Origin of the sequence: Agrobacterium leguminum, assembly GCF_005144435.2 — a bacterium.
In the GTDB taxonomy this organism is placed as follows: Bacteria; Pseudomonadota; Alphaproteobacteria; order Rhizobiales; family Rhizobiaceae; genus Agrobacterium; species Agrobacterium leguminum.
In genome coordinates this window covers 392,575-407,744 of record NZ_CP120216.1, presented here as the reverse complement: position 1 = coordinate 407,744, position 15,170 = coordinate 392,575, and the positions used below count along the sequence as shown (strand labels likewise).

Here is a 15,170-nt window from a genome sequence, read left to right as displayed (position 1 = left end):
GAAAGGAAACAAAATGAACCCGCTGAGAATGACGCCAAAGACAATGCGCGTCGCTGGCCATCGCGGCCATAGCGAAGGCGCACCGGAAAATACGTATGCTGCGTTTCGCGCGGCCCGCGAATTTGCCGGACCCGGCGTGACCTGCGAAACGGACCTGCGCATTACCAGTGACGGTGAACTGGTCCTGATACATGATGAAACTGTCGATCGGACCACCGACGGCAATGGCCTGATTCGCAACATGGTCTATTCCGAGATCGCCGCCTTGAGTGCCGGCCGATGGTTCGGCGAGGAATTCCAGGACGAGCGAATTCCACGCTTAAGGGACGCGCTGCACTTCGCCCGTGAGCACCATATTATTTATCAGCTTGAGCTGAAGACCTATGGCCAGGATGACGTGTTCTTCCCCAAGCTGCGGGCGATTATCGATGAACTCGACTGCGCTGACCTGATGCAGTTCTCCTCTTTCGACTTCGTCCAGCTCCGGGCTCTGAAGAAGGCTATTCCAGAAGTGCCTACTGTCGGCTTGTCGCATTCGCGCCTTATCGATCCGGCCGCCATCGCACGCGAAGCCAACGTTGATGCCATCAACCTTGAGATCCATCATTTCCCAAGCGGAGAAGCAATCCAGCTCCATGACGGCGGGATTGCGACTTTCCTCCACGTTCCACCCCCGAGCAAACTGAAGGGTCTCAAAACGTACGGCGTCGATATCGAAGCCGACGTCGTTCGCTGGATTCGCGAAGGTCAGCTTGATCAGCTCATTAGCAATGATGTGTCGCAGGTCGTGCGGCTCAAGGACGAAGCCAATGGCTGATTTGCATACGGAGCACACGACAGAGGCCGTCGTAGAAGACATTGCGAGGAAAGCGGGTGAGTTGGCCCTTCAGTATTTCCGCAAGCTCGCTGACTTGCCTGTCGAGAAAAAGGGCCATCTCGATCTCGTGACGGAGGCTGACAGGCAGGTCGAAGAATTTTTAATCGCCAATCTCAAGAGAGCTTTTCCGGAAGACGGCGTCTATGGCGAGGAAGGTGGCGAGATCGATGGAACATCCGGACGGACCTGGGTCATCGACCCTATAGACGGGACGTTCAATTTCGTTCGTGGCGGCCAGAACTGGGCGATTTCCATCGGACTCTATGAAAACCGTCGGCCGGTCTTCGGCGTGATCTACGCCCCCGTGCGAGATTTGATGCTGACTGGCGGCAGGGACGTCGAGACTCAATTGAACGACAAGCCCTTGCAACCAATTCCTCCGCTCGATCTTTCACGGGCTTCAATGGGAGTTGGTCTTCATCCGTCGGTCGCGACCGAAGACCGGCTCGAAGTCGTTCGTTTCATCTCCGATGATCTTCGCATCAGCTTCCGATGCTGCGGTTCGGCAACGCTGTCTCTCATCGAGGTGGCGATGGGCGAAACCGATGGCTATGTGTCATTGGGCGATTCGACCTGGGATGTGATGGCGGCGTTGCCGATACTCGGCAATCTTGGCGTCTCGCATACGATTGACTGGGACAGAACCGAACTACCGCAGAAGCTCCGTTTTGCTTGTGGAAGCGACGCTTTTCTGGAGAAAGTAAGACCACTGCTCCAGAAAGTGGCGGTTGCTGCTTGATGCGGCGTGATGCCACCACAATAGGTCAAACACCACCACGCGCGAAGGTCGACCAATATGCGGCACTTTGTACGCGATCGGTTGACCTCGCCCCCGGTAACGTTGAGGTTCTCCTCATCACCAGCCGAGATACCGGCCGTTGGGTAATCCCCAAAGGTTGGCCGATGAGTAAGAAGAAGCCGCATCAGGTTGCTAAACAGGAAGCGTGGGAGGAGGCAGGGGTCAGAGGGCGCATAAGCAAGTTTCCTCTTGGCCACTACGCCTACGATAAAAAGATCTCTCGAGATGAGGTTCTTCCTTGCCTCGTTCAGGTTCATCTGCTGATGGTTTCGGAGGTCGAAGACGAGTTCCCTGAGAAGGGCCAACGCCGCAAAATGTGGTGTTCACCAGCGGATGCCGCTATGGCAGTCAATGAACCCGGACTCCAGCAGCTTCTCTTCAATTTGGGCGAGCTGAACGACGACGCATAGCGTCGCCGGCCAGTCGGACCTTCTGACAACCTCAGCGACTGACGTGATCGAGGATATTATGGATATCAATCTGTTGAAAAAGACCCCGGATTTGAGAGGGGTTGCTGACATCCGACTGGTGACGCTTGAGGACGGTCCCGCGCGAGGTCAAAGAATACTCATTGCCCGGAACGCGGAGGGGATTTCATTCGAGATTGCTGTCGACAGAGGGTTTGATATCTCCAGTCTTTCCTTCAAGGGCGTGAACATCGGCTGGAATTCGCCGGCACAAATGCGGTTCCCTCCTTCTGATCCCGGCTCGGAGGACGGGTGGGGGTTCCTACGCAACTTCGATGGCTTCATGGTGACCTGCGGCCTTGACCACGTCAGCCGCCCGCGCGAAACGGATATTTCCCACTACGAGCATCCCCATCTTAAAACGAGGAAAATGCCGCAGCATGGGAGGATCTCAACCGAGAAAGCGCGATTGCTGGGATATGGTGTCGACCAGGAAAGCGAGGAAATTTTTTGTGAGGGCATCGTCAGGCAAGCAAGTGTCTTTGGTGAGACACTCGAATTACGGCGGCGCGTAACACTTGGGATATTTAGCTCTGAAATAGCGATCAATGATACAATTACGAACCGGGGCTTTGTCCCGTCGCATCATGCTGTAATTTACCATCTGAATTTTGGCTACCCCTTTCTGGATAACGAACTCAAGATACGAGGAATTCCTGTCGCGATCGCGTCAAACATAAATGAGGATCGTCCTTTTCCTCGTGAGACGTATGGTGAGAATGTTGACCTGATCGATGCCCACGAGATTTCGGACCGCCGCCCTGTTGTACTTTCCAACCCCATCTTACCTTTATCTGTCGCGTTGACATTCGATCGCGCTCACCTGACCAAGCTCGGCATCTGGCGCGCCTACCAGTCCGGCGTTTTTGCACTAGGCATTGAACCGAGAACCGAGTCTGCATCCGAATGTCCTCTCCTGGATTCTGGACATTTCTGCATGTATTCTTTGCGCTTACAGATCGGGACTCCGTAAAAATTGCATCTTTACTCTGTCCATTGTCTATTTGAGATTGGGGAGAAATCTGCGCACATTTTTGGCAGGATATATCGGGATGTAAACTCCATTGTGTGTAGATCAAATAGATGACGCCAATATCTTCCGTTGTTATTGAACGGAGCAGTGGGGTAGTTATGATAGCCCTATCATAAATATAGAAGGTCGCGTCCCGTCCGAAGTGTCGATGCCTCGTGGTCCAGCCGTCGAACAACTGACTATCCTTCGGCATATGTCTGAATGAGACAGATAGGGCAAGTAGTTGTCCGACGTCACAGCATCTAGCCAAACTATTTGTTCGGTGGGTAAAGCGGGTTAATAGCCGCAGGCAGGAGTTGTTTCGTCTTGCTTGGATGAGGCCTGCGACCGCACCCTGCCAGTTAATTTGATTGATTATATCTCGCGGACGGTGATAGTGACCCGTGAAGCCCGCATACTAGGCCGCGGCTTGAACAGATCGAGCTGCGAAAAGCCTGTGGCGAACGCCAGCGGCGGACGAGGTTATTTTCAGAGCTGTTTGCGCCAAAGTAATTTATTATATCGTTCTCACGTGAGCATCCTTAAATATCGAATTTTAAGTAATTTTGAATTGCAGCATTGGTACGAATAAAAGTAAATATTATCGCAATATAAAAGGAAAATAATTGGGTTATTAATCTAGTATTTTATAATAACACAAAATATTTTACAAAAATAAAATACAAAATTTACATACAATGGCGCTGCTGCCACAAGGGAGCATGATCCTCTAACGCTATGCCATGTTTTATTGCGCAATCATACACATCTATTATACATAATTAGCGCATCAGACGCTATACTTAGCATAGATGCTTCACGATTCACCTTGGCAGGTTTCAGTTTCTTAATCGTCGTCCGAACTATAGACATCAAGATGAGGAGTACGCCAGTCTACTTCTCGTACTATACCAGCTCTTTTCCAAGCAAGGAGAGCCATGTCATCCTCAGATCGATCCGAAATCACAAGATCAGGCAGATCACGCAGCAATGGTACGCCAGGAGTTCCGTAGCGGTGGCGGATATATCGTCGAAGATCGGTTTCCCGTGGGCTCTCCATGCCGGTAAAGAAGTCGTTGTGGAACTCCAACCGTCTTCCGTCGCGAACCGCGGTGAAATCGTAGCAACGGGTTCCTGTCGAGAGCTTCAGGTGAGGGCGAGCTTCACGAACGTTAGGGTCACGTTTGATATAGAACGCGAGGCGGGTGCTTGCTTCGCTAGCCCGGTATGCAAGTAGTTCTTCCTCGGTAGCGTCGTCATCCAGCTCGTCCTCAGACACATGAGATAACATGGTTTGAACTGCGAAGATATTCATGTCCTGAGTAAGAACCGTGTCGATCCAGTATTTTCCGGCCTCGAAGATTTCGTCTGTGGTAAGCTGTGTGTAGCCTAGGTCCTTTGCAATTCGAACCATCTCCTGGGGGAAAATCATCGGCATTAGATAGACATTTTTCCTCCACCCCGAATTTGGCTCTGCACCCTCCACCGATGCCACAAATTGATCTCCATCGTGATACTTGAAAGTGTAGAAAAGGAGTGCCACCTTGCCAAAGTACTCCTCCTTGTAGCTTAACCAAGCTACTATTAGATGGGCTTCGTATTCGCGTCCGTCGAGGATAAAGGTTGAGTGTGGATTAACCGCAAGCGCTGTGTCCAGAATATCCTCAAGGGTGCTGATGGCGTCATCCGTGACCCTGTAGTTTGACTCAGAAATCCTTCCATTTTCAACCTCGCGAATGATCACGTCTTTTCCCACAACTTCATGAGAATGAAATTCGCGGACAGGCTTGTCTTCCCCGAGAGCAGCTACGCGAAAGAGATTGAACTCGTGAGCAACAATTGGAACGCCGTCTGCGGTGAGTGCGACATCAATTTCACAAAGATTTCTGCCCCCAGAACCGATCGCGGCTAGGATCGCCGACTTTGTACACTCTTGAACTCCTTCACCCAGATTGTACATTCCTCGGTGCTCTACGACTTGCACATCGAGTTTCTCATCAATTTTTTGAAGCAGGTTTGGGCTTGAGTAGGTAGCCAGCACCTGAGCGGCACTCACGCTGCTGGGAAGATCCCATTCGAGGTCATATGATGGCCAGTTTGTGCTTTGAACGCGCCTCGGCTTCCTTTGGCAGACTAACTGCATATTTGCTTATTGGGTCTGGGACTGGGTATTTGGTCGCTGCGTTATCGATGGGGAGATCCTGCATTTTAAAGGGGCAGGAATTTTTCAACGAGATGAGATAGCAAGCCGAATTGCGTAAGCGCTTACGTCGACGTATCAATTGCTCTTCCTTATTTTGAGATCAGTGGCCCACAACTTTGCTATGCCGCAATTCCGTCTTGGCTGCTGGTTTTGATTTTGCGCCAGTGGCGCGAAAGTCGTAGTGGACCGATGTCAACCATTGAATAATACAGACTTTGACTAGGACGTCTGTGGAGACGCGAGTTGTATGGAGCGACCCACTGGAGCCATCCTTATGGCGTAAGCGCTTACGTATCAGTGGCTTGATCTAAATCTAGAGACTTTCACTGCGCCTGAATTGTTGAATTTACTCGCCTAATTGATTGCTGTCGCTATCGGGTGGTCCAGGTGAGACGTCGTTAGGCGACTTTTTCATAAAATGAATAGTCAGGCCTTCGTTATAAATACGCGCGGCATTAGTGGGATCATTAGTTGACAACTCACCAAACGTCATGAGGACGAGTTTTAGCGACGAAGTCTCCAAGGAACTGATTGATGGTTGGATAGGCAATCTTGCAGATGAGATTTGCAATGCGCCCCAGAAGGTATAATGTTTTGGTACATTTTCTCTTTTAGACCGTATTTGACTGGTAATCATGTAGGTAAGATTCGTCATCCCTGACTGGGAGGATGTGAAGAAGACGCTGAAAGCTGCTAGTCCGGGAGCTGTCAAAGCGCTTAAAAAAATCAAGCACCAAATCTATAATTGTGCCAGTGGCGAAGAGATCGTCGATCAATTCAAAGCAGGCTGCGAAAGCGCGTATGGGATCCGCATGTTTTGGATACCCATTATATTTGATGTAAACAGAGACAAGAAGCTGCTCGCCTACAAGAAGGGGATCACAGTCGGCACCAAAGTGGAGAACGCAGGATACCTCGATAATCCTGACGCTTTAGAAACCTTTGCAAAATGGAAGTGGCAAGTTGATCAAGTAAATGCAGAAAATGACTTTGCTGACAAATTAGTTCCTTGTTGCGGATTCAAGTCACTGGTCTAGGTTTTGGCGTCAATTCTTCTGGTTGAGCGCCACAGTATCGCGTTTGCATAATATTAATAAGCAAAGGTTTATTTATTAATATATTAATATCATATCATATCATTATTTTCGGGCGCGCATTTTTGCTCGGAAATCATTATTTTTAGATGTATTCTAATGTTAATATTTATAATACTATGTCATTTGCATCGAAATGACTGGTGTATGCTTTTGGGGCATATATTTGCAGGAATGATTGATTGACTGTTGTAATTTAATGAAACGTACTTTGTGATAGATTCGAAAAGGTGGAAGAGGTGGCCAAGATGGCTTTAGGCTCCTGCAACACAAAAATAATATGTACAACTATTTGATTCCTCTGCTGCCTTAATAAGCATCTGAAATGTCAACAAGATCAACAAATAAATGTGTATAGTCGTTCACGCGTGTCCCACGCGCGCGGTAATGGCCTCGTTCCGATGCTAAGCTATAAATATATTAACATCACACGCGTAATATAGAATATATTAATTTGTTCGTATCGGCGTTTTATTACTTTGCTATACACAGGATTCACTGATCATAAGCAACACAATACGAATAAACCTTGGATGCAAAAGCTCTTGTAAACGGGCATATTTCAGTATATTTTATGAGCCTCTGAAGTTCCTGAACTTTTCAATAAATTTATAGATAAAATGGATAATAACTTCAGCGTACTGTGATGATAGTGGGATGTAAGAAATCGCGAAAGTTTCCAAATTATTTTTATCATTCTACCTATATCAGGATCAGAATTGTTTATTCTTGTGAACATTATTTATTGATAAAACGTATAAAAATACAGACAAACATAGACACAGGTGCCATTGTAGCTGCGGGCATGGAGATTTTAACCCATAGAAGCGGGAACTTAGTCACAAACACACAGACAAACTTAGAAAATACACGACTATCTACAGGTTCCCTTTATTCTCACACGCGATAGCTATGGGTTTAATACACCTTCAGGTATCAGACTCCCCATTTTGCGATAAGATGCTCTGGAGAAATTTCACCCATGCCCAATTTCTCCAGAGTTATGCCTGTCTCGTTGAAGTCTTCATTCGCGAGCTCAGAGGCATTGTCGAGGACCCACTCAATTATACCGGTGTCGATGTCGAACATCAGGGCGAGTTCCTTGAAAAGAGGCAGGATGCGACAGTCTTCCGTGAGGTATCGGTGCTTCATGTCCTTCGGCATCCCTTTTGTGGCATTGTGCGACGGGGATTTGCGAGCAAATGATTCAAGATCCGGCTCGCTCATCCCGTACCAGCGGTTATCGAGATCAATGGTGCGCAGAACCTGAAAACCGAAACGTTCCACGATTTTGATTCTGACCTCATCTAGTAATTCCATTTTATCGCAAACCTCCTTTGTCATTCCATCCTTGTAGAAATAGAAATCCTCCTGATTTCTGATCCTGTCGGCGTTCATGATGACGGTGGCAGGGTGGAATATGACGTTGGTGTTCAGAAGGGCCACATCAAGAATATTGGCACGCCACTCAACATCCCTGGGAAACAAGGAGCTAACCTCGCTACGAGTTTCTTCAGAGAGGGGATTGAGCGACGCTATTTCGATTATATTTTTTATCGCCTTTACATAGATGGCCCCGTCCTCCCATCTGCAGCCATATGGTGCTGTGGAGACCTCAATGGTTGCATCAGTTGCAATAGTGTTTCCTAACAGGCTCGACATGTGCCCGGGAACCCAGAAGAGGAGTTTCTCAGTCAGGTCATAGTGATTCAGATAAGAGCTTAGTTCTTCACGAGCTCCCGCTTTTGAAGGGATGGTTACGAAGACAGATCGAGCGCTTTTGAGCGCATCACCAAGGTCGCTGTGTACTGTAGGCCAGAAATGCCCAGAAACAGCGCCCTTGGCTTTCAGCCCTTGATCGCGGAGGATGGCGCTGTTGCCGTAGTGATGAGGATGGGTCCACAAAGAGACTTGATGGTTTCGATAGCAAAGGTCGGCGGCTAGAGCACATCCCAAGTTGCCGGCACCGATGATGAGGACAGCCATTTGGAAAAAAGTTGGCAATTATTGTGTTTAATCGTTTTTGATATGGGATACTTTGACAACCAAAGCTCAATCCTTATTTATAAGCGTGAAATGCAACTACTGTTCGATCTGCAGAGTCAGGAATGGCTGCCAACTGGCGCTAAAAGTCTAGGAGCATGAGCCTCAAGCTTTGAAAATTGAGGCGAGCTTATCTGGTAATCCCCCGTTCTTAGCGGGGCTCGATCGTAGAATTCACGCGGCCATTTTCAGTTACTGTGCGGGTGTAATGCCGCCGATGCCCATGTTGGGCCGTTCATTATTGTAGGTCCATAGCCACTGCGTGGCAAACTCTTGTGAGTCCTCAATGCTTGTGCCTGCCAGCGTGGTTGTGACGACTTTTGGGTACAGGTAGGTCACTGCCTACGTCAGCCCCCCGACTTTCTCGCCCACAATTGTTTTTCAATGTACGTGGTTGTTGAAACGGAGAAAATTTCCCTTCCACAGTGATGTATCACGCACAGCAGGCTCCCAACGGTCCGTCTTCGCGTAAGAAATTCGTCGTCCTACGTAAGCGCTTACGTTTGGGTAGGTGAAAATCCGATACCTTAAAATGTATCCCCAAGACTTTGTTGCAGAGACTTTAGCTTTCCTGAGGGTGACGTAAGCGCTTCCGTTAGCACTCTGAGTGTGTCGTCGCCATCAGAGGTGGTAAGACAGCATTAATCTAACTTATCCACCATTATGGAAATTTCAACAAAATGCCATCATTCATGCAAAATTCTAACTTTTGTCATAGAATATAAAACATAGTGAAATATTTATATTTCAAAAGTGGGCTTAGAAGTCTTAGTCAATTTAATCGCTGCAAAAGGTCAAAAAAGTATGCGTCATCCATGACGCAACAACATCCGCATACGAATATAAGAGTTCACGATCTCACTCCGATATAAACATATGTACTATAACAAACTTGCTAAAAGATTTTCTAGCTATGGCAGTGTCAAGTTGGGCGGTTCGCGATTTTACTCGTATCTCGATCGAGTCCGAACTGAGGGTTCGCCTAGAGCAGGCCCGCACAGATTTCAGGGCCATGCTCACTGATATTGTGTATTTCAATCGTTCCAGTGAAAACCCAAATGAGTTCGATGATGAATACATTTTGACCGATCAAGCCATCACTTTTGTTTATGTCGATCAAGCTACTGCCCGGGCCTGTGCATTGAATCGCCGCCTCCCTTCCAGTTCCTCTAATTGCGGCGCTGTGGCTACCGAAATTCCGCCGTGGCTTTTGAGCTCTCAACAGTTAAACCACATACTGCGGGAGCGTTGCGATCAGGGAGGACTAGTCAATTACTATAATAGCCCGGAGGCAAATACTTCTTTCCTAGCCATTTTTACAAGCTCAGTCTTTGTGCGATTCGGAACAGAACTCATCAATGGTGAAAACTACGGCTTCTACTCTAGGCAGGGGAACTACACGGAGGAAGGCGAGGATGATGAAGACGAGGATACGCGGGTAGGTGAGGAGAATGAAGATCACGAAGTGCAGGCAAGAGAGGTCCAAATCGGTGATCTGATCCATTATCCAATTGTTGCTTTTGGAACGTGTCACCCTTCGCCATAGTTTCTTCAAATGACGATGCTTTATCGAGCAGTATCAGCCCGCCAAAACCGTTATCTAAATTCCCATGTAATAAATAAATTCCGCCATATTACATCCGGCGTGAGTATAAATTATAATTATAACTAATAGTCGTCATGCGTATATGTGTTGACCGCGTATTGGTCATTTCACATGAAATAAATAAAGTTTTGTTTTTATTATATTGGAATGCAAACAAATTTATGTCGGTTCGGGCGAACATAATAAATAAAACTAGTTAAATAAAGTTTAAAAATGTTGTTGAAATACTCTGTAATTCATGACCTCAATGTGTTTTTAAAGAGTGAATAAATTTATCGTGGTAAGCAGAGGAAGGAATAATTTGCTGTGAAGCACGTGAATATTCAAAGTTTGGTGGAAGATGATGGTATTTAAGGCTCAAATGTAGTGCTGCTTTGTGAAGCGAAGCATTCAGTTATTGTATATTTTAGGCTTCTCGCTAAAAGTCAATTAGAGGTCAGGTTCGCTCTTCCCTGTTGAAGTCAGTTATCAGTTATAGTGAAATTGTGTACATTCTTTATTTCTGAATACCAACCACCGCTTGGGTGACTATTTGGTCGCATAGGTTACTGTACACGTGAGCCTACTGACTGTGTTGCCTCGGTTAAATTTTTGATATCCATGTAGGATGGGAAAAGGCGTAGCGAAACCGAAATCCGACGTACGGGCTTCCGTTGGAACCGGATGAATTTGTATCCCGGATCGCCGCAATATGGTTTGAGAAACGACACTCGGCATTTCCCATCATTACCGCCGCGTTCGGAAACAAAGCTTAACGAAAGCCACTCCTCCCCGGAGGGATACGATTGGAGCCATTATATTTTAATGCTGCCACCACTTGTGATGTGACAGGATATATCGAACTGTAATGTAAAGTTCTGAATTTATTCGTCCGTTTGTTCGTTAAAGCGTCACTGACGAAGTTCATCAAAGCGAAAGAAAACCCGACGACAATCTCGTTGCGGGAGGCTGCCTTGGCAGTGGCAGTACAAATGTCTTCAAGTCGATCGGCCCATACTGTTGCGCGATATCCGGCTTGTCATCGCTTTTGATGTCACTGAGCCCGGCTGTCGGATGTTTCGTGAGCGTCCGGTGAGCTGTTTTGGCTGATTGGGCAAATCAGGCGATGTTCTGGCATTAGAACCAGCATTATTGCTGACATTAATACCAGAACAAAGAGGTTTCATGGCTCGCATAGAGATCATGTCCGGTACCGAGCGCAGACGGCGTTGGTCGGATGAGGCGAAGCTGAGAATACTTGCGGAAGCTGATGAGCCCGGTGCTCGCATTGGCGATGTGGCGCGCCGGCACGACATTCATCCGGGCCAGATCCGCTTGTGGCGGCAATCATTCAGCTATGCCGATCGGCCAACGGTGTTCCTCCCGGTGGAAATCACCGAGGAGGTTGGCGTAAGCCAGCCGTCTACCACAGCAACGAGGCCGGCCATCATCGAGATCTTGCTTCGAAACGGTCGGAGCTTGAAGGTTCCGGTTGACGTTGAGTTGAGACTGCTTGGCCCGCTCGTCGCTTGCGTGGAGGCGGCATGATCGGGCCATCGGGGAATGTGGGGGTCAACCAGGCCTGCGGAGTGACCGATATGCGGCGTGACATCGATGGGCTATCGGCGCCGGTCGAAACGGTCGTGAAGGAGGCGCCGGCTCGGGCGCGATCTTCGGCTTCCGCGGAAAGCGCGCTGACCGGATCAAACTCCTTTGGTGGGACGGCCAGGGGTTCTGCCTGTTCTACAAGATTTGGAGCGCGGGTATTTTCCCTGGCCGACGGCAAAAGAGGGCGTCGCGCACCTGACGCAGGCGCAGCTTTCCATGCTCGTTGAGGGGATAGATTGGCGACGCCCGGCATGGACGTCCGCCCCCGGTCGAACGGGATAAAAGTCATATTTTGCAGGGACGTCAGAGGCATACTTCTGGCATGTCGGAGGCAAATCGACTAGATTTGCGGGTATGGAAACAGTGCCGCTGGACAGTCAGGACGAGCTCACTGCTTTGCGCGCACTTGTCGCCGAGCAGGCGGCAAAGCTTGAGAGCCAGGAAGCCGAGCTCATCAAGCGAGACTCCATAATCGGGCTTCTTCGCGCGCAACTGGAGCTTCTCCGACATCGGCAGCATGGCGCGTCTTCGGAAAAGATCGACCGGAAGATCGAGCAATTCGAGCTGATGCTGGAGGAGATCGAGGCCTCCCGGGCCGAGGTTGAACTGCGCTCCGGGAAAACTCCTCTGCCAGAGTTGGACGATGCATCCGAGAAGCCGAAGCGCAAGCCTCTACCCCATGATCTCGCCACCGAAGAACAGGTCTATGCGGCTCCCTGCAATTGCCCGACCTGCGGTGGCAGTTCGTTCCTAAAGGCGGCCGACAGAGTGGTCCAGGTGCTGGAGCACGTGCCGGCGGCGGTCAAGATTGTCCGGCATGTCGAGAAGCGCATGATCTGCAGGGAATGCGATACGACAGTGGCTGGCGAGATGCCGACCTTGCCGATCGAGCGCGGCAAACCCGGGCCGGGACTGCTCGCCTATCTCATGATCGCCAAATTCGACGATCACATTCCCCTCTACCGCCTGTCAGAGATGTACGACCGGTTGGGGATAGACATCTCTCGATCCGTAATGGCCGACTGGGTCGGCCGCGTATCCGCTTTGCTGACACCACTCGTCTTGTTGATCAGGGCCCACATCGCCGCGCTCGACCGAATACATACGGACGATACCCCGGTCGATGCTCTCGACCCTGGCCGGGGCAAGACAAAAACCGGCAGGTCTGGGTCTACGTCTTCGACGGCAGTGGCTATCAATCCGCCACTGCCGCAGCCATCGCCTATTACTACAGCCCTGACCGCAAGGGCGCGCATCCGGCTGACCACCTGGCCACCTTCAGCGGCGTCATGCATGCCGACGGCTATGGGGGTTAAAAGAAACTCTACGGCAACCAGATCATTGAAGCCGCCTGCATGGCGCATGTGCGACGCAAGTTCCATGACGTGATCAAGCTGAAGTCTTCTCCGATCGCTGAGGAAGCACTATCGCGTATCGGCGCTCTCTACGATATCGAGAACCGTATCCGAGGCATGTCGGCTGACGAGCGGCGCACACTGCGACAACAACACGCCAGACCCATTCTGGACGACTTGAAAGTCTGGATCGAAGCCACGCTTTCGACGCTGCCAAAGAAGCAGAGGCTCGCCGAGGCAATGCGATATGCGCTGTCGCGATGGGCAGCCCTAAGCGTCGACGATGGCCGGGTCGAAATCGACAACAACATAGCCGAGCGCGCCATGCGTCCGCTTGGAATCGGAAGAAAAAACTGGCTCTTCGCCGGCTCCGATAATGGCGGCAAGCGCATTGCCAACATCCTGACGATCATCGAAACGGTCAAATTGCACGGCCAAAATCCGGAGGTGTATCTGACAGATGTCCTCGCCCGGATCCAGGATCATCCCAAGGATCGAATTGAAGACCTGCTGCCCTGGAACTGGACGCCAGCAAACGCTCGATGCGAGGCCGCCTGATGGCGCGCTCGAGGTTCATCTACACACTCAGCCAAGTCGCTGGCATGATCGGCGAGAACCTCGAATTGATCGAAGAAGTGACCGCAAACTCGGACAACATCTCCGAGGGCGAACTGGTTTACGTAAGCGATGGCAGTGAGGATGGCACGAAGGGGCTGACCGAGAATGGCATCGAAGAACTTCAAAGCCTGCTTGCCGACATCAGGACGTGGGACGGCGGTATCCGCGAGTTCCTCATCGACACACAGTGCGATCCTGAAATAATCGAACGCATCATGGCCGATGAGATGAAACGCGGCCTATAACTTCCCTCCCTCGACACTCGAAAATGTCTTCACCGGACGCTCACGATGTTTCTTCATTGATACTCCCTGCAAATACGCTGGTTCGATCCCCAGTAGCATATCGCCGCTGGTGACAACCGTTGCCTTGGTACTAGACTAGCGCTCAGCGTGTTTCACCATTATTAATGTTCACCGGCTTATGGCCCGCCGACATTAGATCCTGCATTGCCTGTATGTCGCCGAAATCAAGCTCGCCGAGCAGGTCATTGTCGTCAGCAAATGCCCGACCGTAGCAAGCGCTCAGGATTTCGACACCGCTTTTGTGCAGAGGCGCTTCGACTTGTGCGATCTCTGCAAGCCTCAGCGCGGGAATCAGGCCGAACGGAACGTCTTCCAGCACATAGCGAGTGTCGATATTCTTCGGTCCCATCGGGTCCTTGCCGCGCTCGACGAGGATCTCGGATACTTCGGCAACACTTGCCGCGGTGACACCAAAGGATTTCGAATAATGATCCATGATGGACGGTACGTTCTTTCCGAGAGCTTCCGCGATCATCAGACGCTCTCGATCAAGCGCTTCGACAAGCCGGCCGACTGTGGGGGTAACATTCGCGCGTTGCCCCCAAGCTTCGCCTCGCTCGATGCGCGTGAGGTTGCATAGAGCCGTTGCGAGATGGCTGGCAGGATTGATGTTGCTGAGAACGATCGTGAGAATATCGTCCTTGACGACAAAGCGTTCGCCGAAGAGTTCCACGCATATGTTCTGAGATTGCGCAGCGAGCGATGCGGGTAAAACTGCAATGTCGACTTTGCTGCGTATCGCTCCCACCTTAATTTCGGTCGGAGACGGGGCTTTCGATGTCAAAACGGTGGTGTTCCAGACAACGATCGGGATCGCAATTCCACGCTCCGCCATTTTCTTAGAGAGATAAAGGGCTGAGAACGAAAGGTGCGCACTGATTATGACGGTGTGTCGTTGCTCCAGGTGAGGGACCAGGCTGTCGAGAACGAAGCGATGGCCGTAAGCGGGAAGGGCCAGAACAATGACGTCGCTCTTCGCCAACTCCTTTGCATCCCTACAAACGTCTGGGCGAAATTCTCCGGTAATAGCGCCGCTAACCGTTAATGGAGCGCCCTCGACAAGAACTTTCGTTCTTTGGCCGGAGGGAGACCAGACGCGGACTTCATGCCCATGCTGCAGCAGAAAGGCTGCATATCCCATAGCGATCGCGCCTGCCCCGGCGATTGATACCTTCATCGGCGAAATGACCTTTCAGTTTAGCTG

Annotated in this window: 11 protein-coding genes and 2 pseudogenes; 10 read left to right on the top strand and 3 right to left on the bottom strand. The window is 50.1% G+C overall.

Translation table 11 applies throughout. The features are described from left to right. The first annotated feature begins 13 nt into the window (after positions 1-13). From CFBP4996_RS28540 to CFBP4996_RS28525, 4 genes are read left to right on the top strand one after another with little or no spacing between them, the layout of a single operon-like run. Positions 14-817 (top strand): glycerophosphodiester phosphodiesterase, encoded by an 804-nt coding sequence (locus tag CFBP4996_RS28540; RefSeq protein ID WP_080855279.1) that lies wholly within the window; start codon positions 14-16, stop codon positions 815-817. Continuing rightward, positions 810-1,616 (top strand): inositol monophosphatase family protein, encoded by an 807-nt coding sequence (locus tag CFBP4996_RS28535; protein ID WP_080855278.1) that lies wholly within the window; start codon positions 810-812, stop codon positions 1,614-1,616. The genes CFBP4996_RS28540 and CFBP4996_RS28535 overlap by 8 nt, the downstream gene beginning before the upstream one ends. Continuing rightward, the gene (locus CFBP4996_RS28530; protein ID WP_121490363.1) at positions 1,616-2,086 is read left to right on the top strand and encodes an NUDIX hydrolase; all 471 of its coding nucleotides are present in this window, start codon (positions 1,616-1,618) and stop codon (positions 2,084-2,086) included. The genes CFBP4996_RS28535 and CFBP4996_RS28530 overlap by 1 nt, the downstream gene beginning before the upstream one ends. 58 nt (positions 2,087-2,144) lie before the next feature. Further along, on the top strand, positions 2,145-3,116 hold the full coding sequence (locus CFBP4996_RS28525; protein ID WP_080855277.1) for a DUF4432 family protein: 972 nt from the start codon (positions 2,145-2,147) through the stop codon (positions 3,114-3,116). 886 nt (positions 3,117-4,002) lie between these two features. Here the strand turns inward: CFBP4996_RS28525 and CFBP4996_RS28520 are convergent. Further along, positions 4,003-5,211: a glycerophosphodiester phosphodiesterase family protein gene (locus CFBP4996_RS28520; protein WP_162936160.1), complete on the bottom strand. Its 1,209-nt coding sequence runs from the start codon at positions 5,209-5,211 to the stop codon at positions 4,003-4,005. 818 nt (positions 5,212-6,029) lie between these two features. Here CFBP4996_RS28520 and CFBP4996_RS28515 point away from each other — a divergent pair. Then, entirely contained in the window at positions 6,030-6,395 is a 366-nt protein-coding gene (locus CFBP4996_RS28515) for a hypothetical protein (RefSeq protein WP_080855275.1), read from the top strand. A 993-nt stretch (positions 6,396-7,388) separates the two neighbouring features. Here CFBP4996_RS28515 and CFBP4996_RS28510 read toward each other — a convergent pair. After that, complete coding sequence (locus CFBP4996_RS28510) at positions 7,389-8,438, bottom strand: NAD/NADP octopine/nopaline dehydrogenase family protein (protein WP_080855422.1); 1,050 nt, start codon at positions 8,436-8,438, stop codon at positions 7,389-7,391. Positions 8,439-9,408: 970 nt separating this feature from the next. On the opposite strand from CFBP4996_RS28510, the gene CFBP4996_RS28500 reads away from it, so the two are divergent. The 5 genes and pseudogenes from CFBP4996_RS28500 to CFBP4996_RS29510 all read left to right on the top strand — a co-directional run bounded on the left by CFBP4996_RS28500 (position 9,409) and on the right by CFBP4996_RS29510 (position 13,906). Continuing rightward, entirely contained in the window at positions 9,409-10,041 is a 633-nt protein-coding gene (locus tag CFBP4996_RS28500; RefSeq protein ID WP_080855274.1) for a RolB family protein, read from the top strand. Positions 10,042-11,265: 1,224 nt separating this feature from the next. After that, the gene (gene tnpA, locus CFBP4996_RS28495) at positions 11,266-11,628 is read left to right on the top strand and encodes an IS66-like element accessory protein TnpA (protein WP_080855273.1); all 363 of its coding nucleotides are present in this window, start codon (positions 11,266-11,268) and stop codon (positions 11,626-11,628) included. A gap of 73 nt (positions 11,629-11,701) precedes the next feature. Then, positions 11,702-11,970, top strand: a pseudogene (gene tnpB / locus CFBP4996_RS28490) (IS66 family insertion sequence element accessory protein TnpB). A 72-nt stretch (positions 11,971-12,042) separates the two neighbouring features. After that, positions 12,043-13,601: pseudogene (tnpC, locus tag CFBP4996_RS28485) on the top strand (IS66 family transposase). Beyond that, on the top strand, positions 13,601-13,906 hold the full coding sequence (locus CFBP4996_RS29510; protein WP_080855421.1) for a hypothetical protein: 306 nt from the start codon (positions 13,601-13,603) through the stop codon (positions 13,904-13,906). Before tnpC ends, CFBP4996_RS29510 begins: the two are co-directional and overlap by 1 nt. Before the next feature lie 142 nt (positions 13,907-14,048). Here the strand turns inward: CFBP4996_RS29510 and CFBP4996_RS28475 are convergent, their stop codons facing one another. Then, positions 14,049-15,143, bottom strand: a complete 1,095-nt coding sequence (locus tag CFBP4996_RS28475; RefSeq protein ID WP_080855272.1) for an NAD/NADP octopine/nopaline dehydrogenase family protein — start codon at positions 15,141-15,143, stop codon at positions 14,049-14,051. Positions 15,144-15,170: the final 27 nt, after the last annotated feature.

What these genes read in the sequence shown, in the direction of transcription:
- CFBP4996_RS28540 (WP_080855279.1), top strand. Translation starts at nt 14, where the DNA reads ATGAACCCGCTGAGAATGACGCCAAAGACAATGCGCGTCGCTGGCCAT.
- CFBP4996_RS28535 (WP_080855278.1), top strand. Translation starts at nt 810, where the DNA reads ATGGCTGATTTGCATACGGAGCACACGACAGAGGCCGTCGTAGAAGAC.
- CFBP4996_RS28530 (WP_121490363.1), top strand. Translation starts at nt 1,616, where the DNA reads ATGCGGCGTGATGCCACCACAATAGGTCAAACACCACCACGCGCGAAG.
- CFBP4996_RS28525 (WP_080855277.1), top strand. Translation starts at nt 2,145, where the DNA reads ATGGATATCAATCTGTTGAAAAAGACCCCGGATTTGAGAGGGGTTGCT.
- CFBP4996_RS28510 (WP_080855422.1), bottom strand. Translation starts at nt 8,438, where the DNA reads ATGGCTGTCCTCATCATCGGTGCCGGCAACTTGGGATGTGCTCTAGCC.
- CFBP4996_RS28500 (WP_080855274.1), top strand. Translation starts at nt 9,409, where the DNA reads ATGGCAGTGTCAAGTTGGGCGGTTCGCGATTTTACTCGTATCTCGATC.
- tnpA (WP_080855273.1), top strand. Translation starts at nt 11,266, where the DNA reads ATGGCTCGCATAGAGATCATGTCCGGTACCGAGCGCAGACGGCGTTGG.
- CFBP4996_RS29510 (WP_080855421.1), top strand. Translation starts at nt 13,601, where the DNA reads ATGGCGCGCTCGAGGTTCATCTACACACTCAGCCAAGTCGCTGGCATG.
- CFBP4996_RS28475 (WP_080855272.1), bottom strand. Translation starts at nt 15,143, where the DNA reads ATGAAGGTATCAATCGCCGGGGCAGGCGCGATCGCTATGGGATATGCA.